Source organism: Streptococcus sanguinis (genome assembly GCF_003943655.1).
Lineage (GTDB): Bacteria > Bacillota > Bacilli > Lactobacillales > Streptococcaceae > Streptococcus > Streptococcus sanguinis_F.
Map to the genome: position 1 here is coordinate 1 of NZ_RJMM01000004.1, position 16,068 is coordinate 16,068.

14 protein-coding genes are annotated in these 16,068 nt (G+C 42.5%); 1 reads left to right on the forward strand and 13 read right to left on the reverse strand.

The features are described from left to right. The first annotated feature begins 182 nt into the window (after positions 1-182). A complete protein-coding gene (gene xerS / locus D8886_RS03240) occupies positions 183-1,253 on the forward strand; it encodes a tyrosine recombinase XerS (RefSeq protein ID WP_002909738.1) in 1,071 nt (356 codons plus the stop codon). Between the two features lie 79 nt (positions 1,254-1,332). On the opposite strand, the gene D8886_RS03245 is transcribed toward xerS, so the two are convergent. From D8886_RS03245 to topA, 13 genes are all read right to left on the reverse strand, one after another. Further along, complete coding sequence (locus tag D8886_RS03245; protein WP_002909737.1) at positions 1,333-1,971, reverse strand: hypothetical protein; 639 nt, start codon at positions 1,969-1,971, stop codon at positions 1,333-1,335. A 165-nt stretch (positions 1,972-2,136) separates the two neighbouring features. After that, entirely contained in the window at positions 2,137-3,126 is a 990-nt protein-coding gene (gene lplA, locus D8886_RS03250; protein ID WP_125434213.1) for a lipoate--protein ligase, read from the reverse strand. Between the two features lie 66 nt (positions 3,127-3,192). Continuing rightward, positions 3,193-4,899, reverse strand: coding sequence for a dihydrolipoyl dehydrogenase (gene lpdA / locus D8886_RS03255; RefSeq protein ID WP_002909735.1), 1,707 nt, complete (start codon positions 4,897-4,899; stop codon positions 3,193-3,195). A 78-nt stretch (positions 4,900-4,977) separates the two neighbouring features. Further along, the gene (locus D8886_RS03260; protein WP_125434214.1) at positions 4,978-6,021 is read right to left on the reverse strand and encodes a dihydrolipoamide acetyltransferase; all 1,044 of its coding nucleotides are present in this window, start codon (positions 6,019-6,021) and stop codon (positions 4,978-4,980) included. A 328-nt stretch (positions 6,022-6,349) separates the two neighbouring features. Then, positions 6,350-7,342, reverse strand: a complete 993-nt coding sequence (locus D8886_RS03265; RefSeq protein ID WP_002900354.1) for an alpha-ketoacid dehydrogenase subunit beta — start codon at positions 7,340-7,342, stop codon at positions 6,350-6,352. 18 nt (positions 7,343-7,360) lie between these two features. Continuing rightward, positions 7,361-8,329, reverse strand: coding sequence for a thiamine pyrophosphate-dependent dehydrogenase E1 component subunit alpha (locus D8886_RS03270; RefSeq protein WP_125434215.1), 969 nt, complete (start codon positions 8,327-8,329; stop codon positions 7,361-7,363). A 222-nt stretch (positions 8,330-8,551) separates the two neighbouring features. Next, the gene (locus tag D8886_RS03275) at positions 8,552-9,718 is read right to left on the reverse strand and encodes an ATP-grasp domain-containing protein (RefSeq protein ID WP_002921202.1); all 1,167 of its coding nucleotides are present in this window, start codon (positions 9,716-9,718) and stop codon (positions 8,552-8,554) included. Between the two features lie 12 nt (positions 9,719-9,730). Further along, the gene (locus D8886_RS03280; protein ID WP_125434216.1) at positions 9,731-10,471 is read right to left on the reverse strand and encodes an esterase family protein; all 741 of its coding nucleotides are present in this window, start codon (positions 10,469-10,471) and stop codon (positions 9,731-9,733) included. Between the two features lie 32 nt (positions 10,472-10,503). Further along, a complete protein-coding gene (locus tag D8886_RS03285) occupies positions 10,504-11,328 on the reverse strand; it encodes an alpha/beta hydrolase (RefSeq protein WP_061602778.1) in 825 nt (274 codons plus the stop codon). Positions 11,329-11,421: 93 nt separating this feature from the next. Beyond that, a complete protein-coding gene (locus D8886_RS03290; RefSeq protein WP_260469328.1) occupies positions 11,422-11,844 on the reverse strand; it encodes a DUF1801 domain-containing protein in 423 nt (140 codons plus the stop codon). Between the two features lie 110 nt (positions 11,845-11,954). Then, positions 11,955-13,289, reverse strand: coding sequence for a methylenetetrahydrofolate--tRNA-(uracil(54)-C(5))-methyltransferase (FADH(2)-oxidizing) TrmFO (trmFO, locus tag D8886_RS03295; protein WP_125434217.1), 1,335 nt, complete (start codon positions 13,287-13,289; stop codon positions 11,955-11,957). A 93-nt stretch (positions 13,290-13,382) separates the two neighbouring features. Further along, the gene (locus D8886_RS03300; RefSeq protein ID WP_125434218.1) at positions 13,383-13,877 is read right to left on the reverse strand and encodes a phosphoribosylanthranilate isomerase; all 495 of its coding nucleotides are present in this window, start codon (positions 13,875-13,877) and stop codon (positions 13,383-13,385) included. A gap of 58 nt (positions 13,878-13,935) precedes the next feature. Beyond that, a complete protein-coding gene (gene topA, locus D8886_RS03305; protein ID WP_125434219.1) occupies positions 13,936-16,029 on the reverse strand; it encodes a type I DNA topoisomerase in 2,094 nt (697 codons plus the stop codon). Between the last annotated feature and the right edge of the window lie 39 nt (positions 16,030-16,068).

Below are 16,068 nucleotides of genomic sequence, written 5' to 3' on the forward strand. Positions count from 1 at the left end.
ATTGCTTACTTCCCTCTGTCATCTTTCCGAAAAACTATAATTTTCTTGAAAAATATATCTAGATATGCTATACTACCATTATTGCTTACTTCCCTCTGTCATCTTTCCGAAAAACTATAATTTTCTTGAAAAATATATCTAGATATGCTATACTACCATTATAGAAAAAACGGAGAAATGTGATGAGACGTGAACTGTTATTAGAAAGAATTGATAGACTCAAAGCCACTATGCCCTGGTACATTCTGGAATATTACCAGTCTAAGCTGGCGGTGCCTTATAGTTTTACAACCTTATACGAATATCTCAAAGAATATGATCGCTTTTTTAACTGGATGCTAGAATCTGGTATCACGGATGCTTCGCATATTGCTGAGATTCCTCTCTCAATCTTGGAAAATATGACCAAAAAAGACATGGAAGCCTTCATTCTTTATCTGCGCGAGCGGCCGCTTCTCAATGCCAATACAACTCAAAATGGTGTTTCCCAGACAACCATTAACCGGACTCTTTCGGCTTTATCTAGCCTCTACAAATATTTGACTGAGGAAGTCGAAAACGAACAGGGCGAGCCTTACTTCTATCGAAATGTGATGAAAAAAGTTGCTACTAAGAAGAAAAAGGAAACTCTGGCAGCCCGTGCAGAGAATATTAAGCAGAAGCTCTTTTTAGGGGATGAGACAGAAGAATTTCTCCAGTATATTGATACGGAGTACCCCAAGAAACTCTCTAATCGAGCTCTGTCCTCCTTCAACAAGAACAAGGAACGTGATCTAGCCATTATTGCCTTGCTACTAGCCTCTGGCGTTCGTCTGTCTGAAGCTGTTAATCTGGATCTGAAAGACATCAATCTCAAAATGATGGTCATTGAAGTGACAAGAAAAGGCGGAAAAAGGGACTCTGTCAATGTTGCTGCTTTTGCCAAGTCCTATTTAGAGGAGTACCTGAGTATTCGAAGCAAACGATACAAGGCCGAAAAGACGGATACAGCATTCTTTTTGACTGAATACCGAGGCACTCCGAATCGAATCGATGCTTCCAGTGTTGAAAAAATGGTGGCCAAGTATTCTGAGAGCTTCAAGGTGCGAGTGACGCCTCACAAACTCCGCCACACACTTGCTACACGTTTATACGATGCAACCAAATCTCAAGTTCTCGTCAGTCATCAGCTAGGGCATGCTAGCACTCAGGTAACGGACCTCTACACCCACATTGTCAATGATGAACAAAAGAACGCTTTGGACAAACTATAAATTACATAATTTAAAATATGTAAATAAAACAATAATAACAAAAGAGCGAAAATCTAGTTTAGATGCTTCGCTCTTTTTCTTATAAAAACTCAATCCAATAATTACGATGAGGTTCAACAATCAGCGGTTTGCCCCAGAAGTGCTTGAGATGTTCTAGATTTGCTGCTGTGACAGGTCGATTTTTAGAGTTGTACTTTTCAGCGCTTTCTCTAGTTAGGAAGCATTTGACCGCTTCGTAGGAGCCTTCTGCTGTCTCTCTATTCAGCCCTTCAAAGCTAATTTCATCACCCGGCTGAGGATTATCCGTAAAGAGTTTTCCTATAAAGTAAACTGTCTTACTCTTCATCAAATCGTAAGCCTTGATATTCTCTATCCGGTTATTAGCTGCTGCAAACATGATGCAAAAGCTGTCGACAAGGTCCTTCAAGGGCATCAGATCTTCCTTGGGAACGAAGACATCTACCATGTAGAGCCCGCCAATGACTAGGTTTTGGAAAGAAGGTTGCTGAATAACATTATCTAACGCCATGCCAAGCGGTAATTTCACGGCTTGATAGCCTGATTTTTCAAATTCTTCTTTCTTTTTCTCATAATCTTCTGGAGATATGCTAACATAAAAGTTGTCTGGATTAGGAGATGGTTTTTTCTTCAGAAAAGCTACAACTGTGCGATCCAACTGCTCAAACAGATCAAGGCTTTCTACTGGGACTTTTTGCATCAAGGCACCCCTTTCTCTGGTTCCCTATCATTTTATCATATCTGGTAGATAAAACCTAGAGAAAACTAGCTGGTTAAGGAAACGTAAGAATGTTGTTGATTTGAAATATACTGTTTACATAAAAAACCAAACTCTTCGAGAGCTTGGTTTTCTTTATGTCATATTTTAACCGACGATAGCTTCGGCAATCTCTTCTCTGCTGATTCCAGCAAAGTAGCGGCTAATATCAATCGTTTCAAGAGCTTTAAGGACATCTTCGCGCTCGTATTTAACGCCGCGCAGCACATCTTCTACTGCTGCTACGTCCTCAATACCAAAGAAGTCCCCATAGATTTTAATATCCTGAATCTTGGATTCAACAACATTGGCAAAGATTTCTACCTTACCGCTGGTAAACTTGGTACCACGGCGCACATTGTATTCAGGCGATTTACCGTAGTTCCAGTCCCAAGTTCCAAACTTGCTATCTCTGATTTGCTTGATTTCTTCCAGTTCTTTCTCGGAAAAGACATATTCTGTCATTTCTGGATATTCTTTCTTCATGTAGTCCAGAAGCAGGTCACGGAATTCTTCGACAGTAATCTTTTCCGGCAATTCATCGACGATATTTGTCACGCGTGCACGAACAGATTTAACCCCTTTTGATTCGAACTTGTCTTTAGAAACCTTAAGCGCATTGGCCAAGACAGACAAATCAACATCAAAGAGCAGGCAACCATGGTGCATGATACGGCCGTTAATATAGGCCTGAGCATTGCCACAGAACTTCTTACCGTCAATTTCTAGGTCATTACGGCCAGTGAATTCAGCCTTTACCCCAAGCTCTGCCAAGGTATTGATAACTGGCGTAGAAAAACTCTTGAAGTCAAAAGCACGATCTTCGCTTTCCTTAGAGATAATGGTGTAGTTGAGGTTGTTTAGATCATGATAAACGGCACCTCCGCCACTGATACGACGCACTACTTCAATACCATGCTCACGGACATAATCACGGTTGATCTCTTCGATAGTGTTTTGGTGGCGCCCTACGATGATAGAAGGTTTGTTAATCCAGAGCAGGAAAATTTCATCCTCGTCTAAGAGGTGTTTGAAAGCATATTCTTCCNGAGCAATATTAAAAGCTGTATCATTTGAATAGTTAATAATGTATTTCATAAGCTACCTCTTTATACGATAGAGACTGGAACAATGATTTATGCCCAGTCTAATCTATCTTTTAAATTATTTTTTCTTAGGTGAGTGAACTGCCAATCCCAGTACGTCCGCAAATGCTTCGTACATAACTTCTGAGAAGGTTGGATGACCGTGAATGGTCTTAAGCATTTCTTCTACAGTGATTTCCATTTCGATGATGGTTGATGCTTCATTGATCAATTCTGCTGCGGCAGGACCAATGATATGAACACCGAGCACTTCACCATACTTCTTGTCAGCAATAACTTTAACGAAGCCTTGAGCTGCATCTGAAGCAATGGCGCGGCCGTTAGCAGCAAAGTTGAACTTACCAATCGCTACATCGTATTTCTCACGAGCTTGCTCTTCTGTCAAACCAACTGCTGCTACTTCTGGCAAGGTGTAAATAGCTGCAGGTGTCAGATTGAGTTTAGCAACATGATGATTTCCCTTCAGAGCATTTTCAGCAGCGACTTCACCCATACGGAAGGCTGCATGAGCTAGCATCTTAGTACCATTGATATCACCTGGTGCGTAAATACCTGGAACAGAAGTTTCCATGTACTCATTGACCTTAATGCGGCCGCGTTCCAGTTCGAACTCGACCTCACCAATACCTTCTAAGTCTGGCACACGTCCGATAGACAGCAGAGCCTTATCTGCGACAATATCTTCTTTTCCTTCAACCTTGATACGAAGTTTGCCGTTTTCCTCGATGATTTCTTCCAACTTAGTTTCAGTCAGGATTGTCATGCCCTTACGCTCCAAGATGAGGCGAAGGTTTTTAGAAACTTCTGCATCCATAGCAGGTACGATACGGTCCATCATTTCGATAACGGTTACCTTGCTACCGAAGGTCATGAAGGCTTGTCCAAGCTCAATACCGACAACGCCACCACCGATAATAACCAGATTTTCTGGCACTTCGTTCATTTCCAGAATATCATCGCTGGTCATAACAAGAGATGATTCCATACCAGGAACGTTGATCTTGCTAACCTTTGAACCACCAGCCAAAATAATCTTCTTCGTTTCTAGCAGCTCGCTGCCGTTTACAAGAACATTCTTGTCTTTAGTAATGGTACCAATTCCCTTATGAACATCCACGCCATAGCTGCGTAGAAGTCCAGCAACACCACCAACGAGCGTATTGACAACCTTGTTTTTGGTTTCCAGAACCTTGTCCATGTCCACTGAGAAGCTTGGATTTTCGATAATGATACCGCGGTTAGCAGCGTGACCAAGGTTTTCAATGATTTCTGCATTGTGCAAGTAAGTCTTAGTAGGGATACAGCCACGATTCAAGCAGGTTCCGCCGAGCTCAGATTTCTCAACCAAGGCAATCTTGCCACCCAGCTGGGCTGCTTTGATAGCTGCTACATAACCAGCAGGTCCGCCACCGATAACAACGATATCGTAAGCATCATCGCTTTTATCTTCATCCGTGCTGGCTGCCGCTGTTGCAGGAGCTGGTGCTTCCGCAGATGCAGATCCGCCAGCAGTTGGAATGTTTTCTCCTTCTTCTCCCAAGTAACCGATGACTTCCGTCACTGGAACAGTTTCACCGTCACCTTTGAGAATAGCAATCAGGTAGCCGTCTTCTTCGGCTTCCAATTCCATGCTGACCTTGTCAGTCATGATTTCCAGAAGGATTTCCCCTTCTTTGACAAATTCGCCGACTTTTTTATTCCATTGGACAATTTGCCCTTCGGTCATATCCACGCCGGCTTTTGGCATAATTACTTCTAAAGCCATTTTTCTTTCCTTTTCTAATTTAATTTTTCACTTGCTGAGTGTTTCGTTTCTTTACTTTTTAAACTAGCAAAGAAAATCTTATACCAACATTGAAATTGGGTCTTCAATCAAAGCCTTCAAGTCCTTCATAAACTTAGCTCCAGCCATTCCGTCAACTACACGGTGGTCAATGGTCAAGCCAAGACTCATAATTGGACGGATAACAATTTCGCCATTAACAACGACAGGTTTTTCCACTGTTGAGCTCACACCTAAGATAGCAGAGTTAGGCTGGTTGATGATGGGCCCAAAGGACTGAACGCCAAACATACCCAAGTTACTGATTGTGAAAGTTGAGTTTTGCAGCTCGCTTGGAGCTAACTTGCCTTCCAAAGTACGTACGATAACATCTTTAAAGGCTACCACAAGCTCTGATAAAGTCATTTTCTCTGCATTGTAGACAACTGGTGTCATCAGGCCATTATCCATACCGACTGCCATTGAAAGGTTGACATAGTTGTGAGTGATAATGGTCTTGCCATCCTCTGTCAAGGTCGAATTGAGATAAGGATGTTTCATCAAAGTCTTCACAACAGCCAGCGAAAGCAGGTCTGTGACAGTTACTTTCTTGCCAGTGGCTTCCATGATTGGATCCAGCACTTTTTTACGCAAGGCCAGCATTTCTGTCATATCAACATCATAGTTGAGGGTGAAAGTTGGCGCAGTTAGGTAAGATTCTACCATCCGCTGAGCAATGACCTTCCGCATTGGTGTCATTGGAATACGCTCAATTTCACCGTAAGGAGTGACATTATCAGGCACTTCTTCTACTTTTTCAATTTGAGCAGGAGATTTGATTGTATCGCTCTCAACATTCTCAGGCAAGAAAGCAAGAACATCTTTCTTCATAATCTTGCCACGATGGCCAGTTCCTTGAATCTCTTGCCAAGCAATATTGTGTTCTTGGGCAATTCGTTTTGCCAGTGGTGAAATACGCACCACGTTTGTATCTTTATAAGTTTCCACGTCTTCTTTGTGGACACGACCGTTTGCGCCTGAGCCAGAAACATCATAGAGGTTGATTCCCAAATCATCCGCTAACTTTCTAGCTGCAGGAGTCGCTCTTAGCTTATCATCAGCCATGACCTCTCCAATTCTAATTATGATACTAAGGGCGTAAAAAGCGACTGAAAAATAGGAAATCGACGCAGGCTTCGATGAAGCCAAGGAGATTTATCTTTTTTTCGAGCTTTTAGCCCATGTTAAACTCTACAAGTAACTTGGATACAAACCTATCTCAAGTTGCTAGGGTTGCCGCTATCGGCGATCAACCTTGTAGACTTATTAAGTCGCTATAACGATTGTCTGCAATTAGTAAAATTTTAGCTACTTTGACCCTCTACACAAGATTAGATTACATAAAATAATTTATGTAATCTAATTCATGAGAAAGCCTTTTCTTTATTATACCTTATTCTTTGTGATATGTCTTCCGAATAGCGTCTTTGATGCTTTCAACGGTCGGAATCATCGCATTTTCCAAGTTTTGTGCATAAGGCATTGGCACATCTTCACCTGCACAACGGCGGATTGGCGCATCTAGATAGTCAAATGCTTCAGACTCAGAAATAATCGCCGAAATTTCACCAATGAAACCGCTAGTTTTGTGAGCATCATTAACCAAAACGACCTTTCCAGTCTTCTTAACAGAATTGATGATAATATCCTTATCAAGTGGCACCAATGTACGTGGGTCAACCACTTCTACAGAGATACCCTCTTCTGCTAATTCTTCAGCCGCCTGCATGACACGGCGAAGCATTTTTCCGTAGGTAACAACTGTTACATCGGTACCTTCTTTTTTGATTTCGCCAACACCGAGTGGGATCACATACTCAGGATCTAGTGGCACTTCGCCTTTTTGGTTAAATTCAGACTTATATTCCAGGATAATGACTGGGTTGTTGTCTCGGATAGAAGCCTTAAGGAGCCCCTTCATATCAGCAGGAGTTCCTGGAGCGACTACCTTAAGTCCTGGAATGTGGGTAAACCAAGATTCCAAAGACTGCGAGTGCTGAGCGGCAGAGCCAACTCCATTACCTGCTGCACAGCGGACAGTCATTGGGACTTGTCCTTTTCCGCCAAACATATAGCGCGTTTTAGCGGCTTGGTTAACAATAGCATCCATGGCGATTACAGAGAAGTCCATAAAGGTCATGTCTACGATTGGACGCAGCCCTGTCATAGCTGCTCCAGCTGCTGCTCCAGAAATAGCTGCTTCTGAAATCGGACAGTCACGTACACGCTCTGGACCAAATTCTTCAAGCATACCAACAGATGTTCCGAAATCTCCACCAAAGACTCCGACATCTTCTCCCATCAAGAGTACATTTTCATCGCGACGCATTTCCTCAGACATAGCGAGGATAATGGTGTCACGAAAAGACATAGTTTTAGTTTCCATTTTCTTTTTCTCCTCTCTTTAGTCTGCGTAAATATCTTCAAAGGCAGATTCAAGCGGCGGGAACGGGCTTTCTTCTGCGAACTTCACAGATGCTTCTACTGCTTCTTTGACTCCAGCTTGGATAGATTCCAGCTCTTCCTCGCTTGCAATCTTGTTTTCCAGCAAGTATTTACGAAGATTTTCGATTGGATCTTTTTTCTTCCATTCTTCTACTTCTTCACGGGTACGATATTTACCTGGGTCAGAAGACGAGTGTCCCAACCAACGATAAGTCACACTCTCGATTAAGACAGGTCCTTTACCACTGCGAACATGCTCCACAGCTTTTTGGAAGCCTTCATAGACATCCAGAACATTATTGCCATCTTCGATGAACATACCTGGAATACCATAAGCTGCGCTGCGCTCGTGGATGTGCTCTACATTGGTCATTTTCTTGATGTCAGCAGAAATGCCATAGCCGTTATTGATACAATAGAAAATAACTGGTAGATTCCAGATGGAAGCCATGTTGACTGCTTCGTGGAAGACACCTTCGTTGGTAGCACCGTCACCGAAGAAGCAGACAACAATCTTACCTGTCTTCTGCATTTGCTGGGTCAGAGCTGCTCCAACAGCAATTCCCATGCCACCGCCTACAATACCGTTGGCACCAAGGTTTCCGGCATCTAGATCAGCAATGTGCATAGAGCCGCCTTTTCCTTTACAGGTCCCGGTGTATTTCCCTAGGATTTCCGCCATCATTTCATTGAGGTTGATTCCTTTAGCGATAGCTTGACCGTGTCCCCGGTGATTAGAAGTCAGTAAATCATCCTCATTTAAGGCCAGCATAGCACCGACATTGGCTGCTTCCTCACCTACTGAGAAGTGAGTCATTCCAGGAACCTTTCCTTTTTTTACAAGTTGAGCAATTTTTAAGTCCATACGACGGATTTCTTCCATCTTACGGAACATCTCTAACAAAAGATCTTTATCTAAAGTTGCCATTTTTTTGCCTTTCTAAGCATAATTCTTCTATTTAATTCTATCTAAAGCTGTAAGCACTGTCAAAACTTTTGCTCACTTATATTTCACAAAGAAAAACCAGTCAATCCATTGGATAAACTGGTTTCCGACATCAAAATAGAAATTTCACAAACTTTTTGTGCTAGAGTAGTTTTTACTATTTTGAAACTGTTATACGAAAATAATAGCAGAGTATGCTTTTGATTAATCTGCCTGTTTAGCAAAGTCTGCAATCATCTGCTCCATTTGCTCACGACTTGGAGTTGTCAGCATATAGAGGTAGTCACCTTGCAGCTCCGCAAATGCAGCTGGCATGTCTTTCTTAACCTTGAAGTTATCTCTGTATTTCTCCAGCAAGTCAGCCTCAGGGTAAGCATAGTTCGTTGATGCACGGCGTGAGGTTGCCAGACAATACAGTGGCTCCATGTGTGCAGCTGGGAAAGGCTCTCCTGCTACAATCGCTGCATAGCCTCTGTAAAGATCGATTGAGTGAGCGAAATTATAGACATCAATGGTAAAGCCACCTGCTGGACGATTATTGTACTCAATGGCTACATAATCATCACCCTCGCGGAAGAACTCAATATGGAAAAAACGTTCTTTCATGCCGAAGATTTTGACAATCGCTTCTCCATAAGCACGTAGCTTTGGATCCATATCCTTGAGAACGTAGTAGGAATTGTCCATTTTATACATCATCAAATCCAGCGGTGTATGCGCATAGTCAAAGGTGGTTGCAAAGACAATCTGACCGTCCTTATCTACCAAACCATCAAAAGTACAGATTTCGCCAGACTGGACAAACTTTTCAAAGAAATAAGCTGTCTGATGATCCCATTCTTGCTTGAATCGTTCGACATCTTCTGCTGTTTCCAATTTAAAGGTCGCAGCTGCTCCCACTCCATTATCAGGTTTGGCAATCAAAGGCAGACCAAGTTTCTTGACAGCCAAATCAGCACCAGCTTCTGTATTGACAATCTGACCTGGAACGACTGGAACACCTGCTTTTTTAAAGAGTTTCTTCATCTCTGATTTGAACTTGGTCTTTTTCAGATCTTTTGGTTTTGCTCCAAAAACATTGAATTGCTCACGCAACTCAGCGTCCAACTCAAGCCAGTATTCATTATGAGACTCAATCCGATCGATAGGCCCATGTTTGTAGAAGAGAAAGGCAACTGCTCTTTTTACTTCGTCAAGATTTTCAAGATTTTCTACTCTGAAATATTCAGTCAATGAATCCTTCAAAGGCTGGTCTAGCTGGTCATAAGGCTCCTGACCGATTCCCAGAACAGTGATTCCTTTATTAGCCAGCTCTACAGTAAACTGCTGAAAATTTTGCGGATAGTAGGGAGAAATAACGATATAATTCATAGGAAACCTCCTTTAAAGATTGAGTTCATTGAGGAAATAAGGCATTTGCTTACGCCACCAAATCCAGTCATGGGAAACATCATGGCCCCATTCAGCAAACCAAGCTGGAATATTCTTATGCTCAAAAGCCTCTTTCAGCGTGTAGAAGGAAGGAAGGCCATCCTGCTCCCAGTCGCCCAAGCCAGTACAAACGATAATATCCGCCTGTCGATAGCGGTCAATAAACCAGCCATCATTTTGGTTCCAGATATAGTCAGCTGGCGAGTTTTGATAAATGACTTCGTCATTCAAATTGTCACCGACAAAGAAACGTGCATCATAGACACCACTGAGGGCAATCACTTTATTGAAAACATCTGGATGCTGTAGGAAAAAATTAACAGCATGATAAGCTCCCATGGAGCAGCCTGTCGTCATCATAGGGTCAAACCAACCTGTCTTATGCTTAACGAAAGGAATCGCTTCCTCTATGACATAACGCTCATATGCACGATGCATTTCTGCTCGATCGTGAGGATGCTTCCAGTCCGCCAACCAACTCTCGCAATCAACACTGCTGAGAGTGAAAAACTGGACCTTACCAGCCTCAATAAAGCCAGCGCAAGCTTCAATCATGCCAAAGTCAGCATACTCGTTATGGCTGCCGCCTGATGATGCGAAGACTATAATCGGGAGTCCAGCGTGTCCATAGCGATTGACATACATTTCACGGCCTAGATTACCGCTCCAATGACTTAAAAATTCTACATGCATAGTTTCTACCTCTTTCTTAGTGTTTGACTAGCTTACCATTTTTCGCCGATAAAACGGAAGCAGTCCGGCAAGTGTTCCGCCCAAGCGATCTCGTTGTGAATAGCTCCAGACTGGATCTTAATCAGGATATTGGACAAATCTACCCCAGATACAAGTAACTGTCGGAAATAGCTGAGCGATGAATCAATATAGGCCTGCTTGATATTGCCCGCCATCAATGTCTTATCTGTATCATCAGCCTCTTCCGTCCCAACATAAATGAAAACTCGCTGGTCTGCCTGAAGTTTTTTTCTCTCAATATAACGGTCAAAAGCTTCCTGATGCAGCCAATTAGCTGATGAAAAGATGCCCAGACAGCCAATCTGATCTTGGTATTCAACACCGATAAACTGGCTGATATTTCCACCAAGAGAAGAGCCAATCATGGCCGTATGCAGCCGATCCGACTTAGTTCGATAATGTTGATCAATAAAAGGCTTGACAACTTCCATGACAAACTCCGCATACTCCGTTCCCTTGCCGCCAAACTGAATGCCGGGAATATTGGACTCTTGGAACTTCCAAGCTGCGTATTCATTCATGCGCCGTTGGCCATCGTTGTCAATAGCCACGACAATCATTTTTTCAATATCTGGATTACGCTTAATTGTTGGAATGACCTTCCACGAATGGCCGCTGAAAGACTCTTTGCTATAGAGAACATTTTGTCCGTCGTGAAAATAAACGACCGGATAGGTCTTGTTTGTATCCTGGCTATAGTTCTTTGGAAGCAATACGCGGACACGGCGTTTCTGCTTGGTATAAGGAACAACTAACTCATGTGTTTTCATTTCAAGGTAAAAATAGGATTTATTCATTTTCAGAAAACTTTCTATTTTCAAAATTTTTATTTATTATATCACAAATTAAGCAAAAAAGTTAGGGATTTCCTAACTTTTTGATGATTTTTATTAGATAATGATAGAAAATAGATTATTTATCCAAATAAGGCTGTAAATCCTGCAAGGCGCGCTCAGCAATTTTATTCTGCTGCTTTTTGAGCCAATCGCAAGTAATCCCGTCAAATGCTTGTTTTCTATATCTTCAAGCGTATGTAATTTCAAATGGCGACGGCCTTTACCCTTGCCTTCCAACAAACCGTATGGGTCTGCCATCTCGGCGCCACGACCAAATTCCACAGTTACATGCTGCTTATAAACAAAAATGCCGCAAAACGGTTCGGGGGCGGCAAACAAAATACCGCCATATTTCACTTCTTCGACTACCGTATCTGACAGTTGCCGTATTTTCGTGCGCACACTATTGGCGATTTCATACAAGGCAGGATTATTAATTAGCCAATCATCCAGCAGATTTTTTACTTTTTGGTTCATGGTCTCCTCCTAATTTGAGATTGTAGGTTGGTCATTGATGTCCGATTTCCAAATTTTTTATTTATTATAGGACAAAATCAAGAAAAATTCAAGAAAATCCTAACTTTTTTTTAAATTTCTTGATAAAATTGTAAGTCTTTTAATGCTCGCTCGGCGATTTTTTCGTAACGTTCTTTTTTATCACGAATGCGCGGACCTTCCAATTCTTTGATAATGCCAAAATTGACATTCATGGGTTGGAAATGCTTGCTGTCAGCATGGGTAACATAGTGAGGCAGGCTGCCGATAGCTGTTGTTTCTGGAAAAACAAGTGCTTCTTCTCCTTTGAAGAGTCGAGCGGCATTGATACCAGCAACTAGACCTGAAGCAGCTGACTCTACGTACCCTTCAACTCCAGTCATTTGACCTGCAAAGAAAAGATTTGGCTGTTTCTTAGACCGGAAAGTCTGTTCAAGCAGATTTGGAGAGTCCATATAGGAGTTTCGATGCATAACACCATAACGGACAAATTCTGCATTCTCAAGACCAGGAATCATCTGAAAGACCCGCTTTTGCTCGCCCCACTTGAGATGAGTTTGGAAGCCAACGATGTTGTAAAGACTGCCTGCTGCATTATCCTGACGAAGCTGAACCACAGCGTATGGCGTCTTATATTCACCATCTCGAGGACCTTGATAGTCATCTGGATATTCCAAACCAACTGGCTTCATCGGTCCATAAAGCATAGTTTTAATCCCTCGCTTAGCCATGACTTCAATTGGCATACAGCCTTCAAAGTATTTTTCCTTCTCAAAGGAATTGAGCGGTGCTTCCTTAGCATTGACCAAAGCATCATGGAAATCCATAAATTCTTGCTTAGTCATTGGTGCATTGAGATAGGCTGCTTCGCCCTTATCATAGCGGGATTTGAGATAGACCTTGGTCATATCAATGGTATTGACATCGATGATTGGCGCTGCTGCGTCGTAGAAATAAAAACCGTTGCCTCCATTGAGCGCGTGGATTTTTTTGGCCAAGGCATCGCTAGTCAAGGGTCCTGTCGCAATAATTGTGATGGCCTCCTCCGGAATTTCGGTGATTTCTTCACGAATGACTTCAATCAATGGATGATTAGTCACTAGCTCCGTCACCATCTGCGAAAAGCCTTCTCTATCAACCGCTAGAGCACCACCTGCTGGCACCCGAGTCGCTTCTGCAGCTTTTAAAATGACCGAGTCCAACCGTCGCATTTCTTCCTTGAGCAAACCGACTGCATTAGTCAGCGCATCTCCTCGCAGAGAGTTAGAGCAGACCAGTTCTGCAAAGTCTGCAGTTTTGTGTTGAGGAGTTGACTTAACACCCCGCATTTCATAGAGTTTGACTGGGATTCCACGCTTGGCAATCTGGTAAGCTGCTTCACTGCCAGCCAGACCAGCACCGATAACATTGATATAGGATGATGACATGATACTCTCCCTTGGATATTTCTAGATTTTCACTCTGACCATTATAACAAAAAGATAGTAAAAAAGACAAACAGGAGAATTCCTGAATGTCTATCATTTTGTCATTTTTTCCAAGTAAGCAATCTTAGCAAAATCCTTATGATTGTTATTTTCATTTCGGTAAGAATCTTGAGAAGAAGCACGATAGATAGCTAAAAATTGCTCTGCAGTTGGCAGTAGAAACTCAACATCTTCAACTTCTTTTCGAGTCAACTTCTCCATCGGCACACCAGCGAATGCCTCCAAGGTTTCCATGGCTCCNAATTCAATAGATAAGCCTTCTTTTTGAAATTCATGCTCGTGCAAATCGACTAAGCGATAGCCCAAGCGCTCCATCATAGGCTCAATCTTATCCATATCATAAATACGTTCTTCGTCTGGTGCTTCCCAGCCACGCTCATCACCATGAACATGAATATCAATATCACGCGCCTGCCAGTCTTGTCCAGTAACTTGCTCCAGACCTAGAGAACCCATCAGAAGTGGAACAATTCCCATCTTATTCAGTTGAGACGCGATTTTTAGAAATTCTGCAAATTTATCTGTCATAAACCCTCACCTCTTCTTCAGAAAGATATTCTACGTAATATAAATTATGTAAAAAATGTTATTTCACTTTTTCTTCTTCGTAATCGCCATTGCTGCAGACTACCTGCTTACCGCCACCACGAACTTTCTTTTCAATCAGATAATGGTCACATTTTGGACAGTTTCTGCCAACCGGCTTGTCCCAAGATGTAAAATCACAGTCAGGATAACGATCACAGCCGTAGAAAATGCGATTTCGTTTAGTCTTACGCTCAATAACTTGACCTTTCTGACACTGCGGGCAGGTCACGCCGATTTCTTTGACAATAGCCTGAGTGTGACGACAGTCTGGGAAATTGCTGCAAGCGTAGAACTTGCCAAATCTACCCAATTTGATGACCATGGGACTGCCACAGACCTCACAGTCAAAACCAGCTGGCTCATCCTTGATCTGGATTTTCTCCATTTCAGTTTCGGCTTTAGCCACTTCCTTTTCAAAAGGTTTATAAAACTCGTCAATAACTTTCTGCCATTGCTCTTTGCCAACTTCTACATCATCTAGTTTAGCTTCCATTTCTGCTGTAAATTTCACATTTACAATGCCAGGGAAGAATTCGACAATCAATGAATTGACAATCTCACCTAGTTCCGTCGGCTCAAAGCGCTTGGAAACCAGCTTAACGTAATATCGTTTCTGAATAGTTTCAATGGTCGGTGCATAGGTAGATGGACGACCAACACCATTTTCTTCTAAAGTCTTGATAAGAGTCGCTTCAGAATAACGCGCAGGTGGCTGGGTGAAGTGCTGTTCTGGATTGGTATTGACACGCTTGACTGTATCACCCTTTTCCATGTCTGGCAGCATTTTATTCTTGTCAGAGTCGTTGTAAATAGCCAGATAGCCATCAAACTTGACCTGACTGCCGTTGGCAGCAAATTGGACACCATTTTGCCCCAGCTTGACATTCATAGTATCAAAGACTGCTGCAGTCATTTGGCTGGCAACAAAGCGGTTCCAAATCAGCGTATAGAGCTTAAGTTGATCCTTATCCAGATACTTTGCGATACTTTCCGGTGTATTGAAAACGCTGGAAGGACGAATGGCTTCGTGGGCATCTTGAGCGCCAGAAGCGTTCTTGGCCTTGCTGCCATGTTTAGAATATTTGGCGCCAAATTTATCCGTGATAAAGTTTGCTGCTTCATTCTGCGCTACTGGGCTGATACGAGTCGAGTCGGTACGCATATACGTAATCAGACCTTGTACACCAGAACCAATATTAATCCCCTCATAGAGCTGCTGAGCCACCATCATGGTCTTACGAGTCCGGAAATTAATCTTATTAGCAGCATCCTGCTGCATAGAGGAAGTCGTGTAGGGCAGCGGAGCATTACGTCGACGCTCTTTCTTTTCAACGCTGTCGACTATAAAATCATCTCCTTTGAGATGAGAAAGCACTTCTTTGACCTCGTCGTTATTTGTCAGCTTCATCTTTTTGCCATTCATACCATAGAAGCTGGCCTGAAACTGACGAGTTCCCTTCTTGAAGGTTCCGTCAATTGTCCAGTATTCTTCTGGTTTGAAGGCATTGATTTCATTTTCCCGGTCGATAATTAGCTTGAGCGCGACAGACTGCACTCGACCAGCTGATAAGCCTTTTTTGACTTTCTTCCAAAGAATAGGAGAAATGGAATAACCCACCAAGCGGTCCAGAACCCGGCGAGCCTGCTGTGCATCGACTAAATCCATATCAATCTGGCGAGGCTCCTTAAAAGCATTCTTGACCGCATCTTTGGTGATTTCATTAAAGACGACACGGTTTTTCTCTTTCTTATCCAGATTAAGAATGTGAGCCAGATGCCAAGAAATAGCTTCTCCTTCGCGGTCCGGGTCACTTGCCAGAAAGACTTGCTTAGCTTTCTTCGCTTCTTTTTTCAAGTCATTAATCAACGGACCTTTACCACGAATATTGATGTATTGCGGCTCATAGTTGTTCTCAAAATCAATGGACATAGTAGACTTTTTCAGGTCACGAATATGCCCGACACTGGCCAGAACCTTGTAGTTTCGTCCCAGATATTTTTCTATTGTTTTTGCCTTAGCAGGCGACTCTACGATGACAAGATTTTTCTTGGTCGTAGACTTTTTCTTTGTTTTTGTTACCAATTTAGACACCTTCTATAAGAAATAAATCTCATAGAGTTTAAACTATTT

What these genes read in the sequence shown, in the direction of transcription:
- D8886_RS03280 (WP_125434216.1), bottom strand. Translation starts at nt 10,471, where the DNA reads ATGCATGTAGAATTTTTAAGTCATTGGAGCGGTAATCTAGGCCGTGAA.
- D8886_RS03275 (WP_002921202.1), bottom strand. Translation starts at nt 9,718, where the DNA reads ATGAATTATATCGTTATTTCTCCCTACTATCCGCAAAATTTTCAGCAG.
- xerS (WP_002909738.1), top strand. Translation starts at nt 183, where the DNA reads ATGAGACGTGAACTGTTATTAGAAAGAATTGATAGACTCAAAGCCACT.
- D8886_RS03285 (WP_061602778.1), bottom strand. Translation starts at nt 11,328, where the DNA reads ATGAATAAATCCTATTTTTACCTTGAAATGAAAACACATGAGTTAGTT.
- D8886_RS03245 (WP_002909737.1), bottom strand. Translation starts at nt 1,971, where the DNA reads ATGCAAAAAGTCCCAGTAGAAAGCCTTGATCTGTTTGAGCAGTTGGAT.
- trmFO (WP_125434217.1), bottom strand. Translation starts at nt 13,289, where the DNA reads ATGTCATCATCCTATATCAATGTTATCGGTGCTGGTCTGGCTGGCAGT.
- D8886_RS03260 (WP_125434214.1), bottom strand. Translation starts at nt 6,021, where the DNA reads ATGGCTGATGATAAGCTAAGAGCGACTCCTGCAGCTAGAAAGTTAGCG.
- D8886_RS03290 (WP_260469328.1), bottom strand. Translation starts at nt 11,844, where the DNA reads ATGAACCAAAAAGTAAAAAATCTGCTGGATGATTGGCTAATTAATAAT.
- D8886_RS03270 (WP_125434215.1), bottom strand. Translation starts at nt 8,329, where the DNA reads ATGGCAACTTTAGATAAAGATCTTTTGTTAGAGATGTTCCGTAAGATG.
- lpdA (WP_002909735.1), bottom strand. Translation starts at nt 4,899, where the DNA reads ATGGCTTTAGAAGTAATTATGCCAAAAGCCGGCGTGGATATGACCGAA.
- D8886_RS03265 (WP_002900354.1), bottom strand. Translation starts at nt 7,342, where the DNA reads ATGGAAACTAAAACTATGTCTTTTCGTGACACCATTATCCTCGCTATG.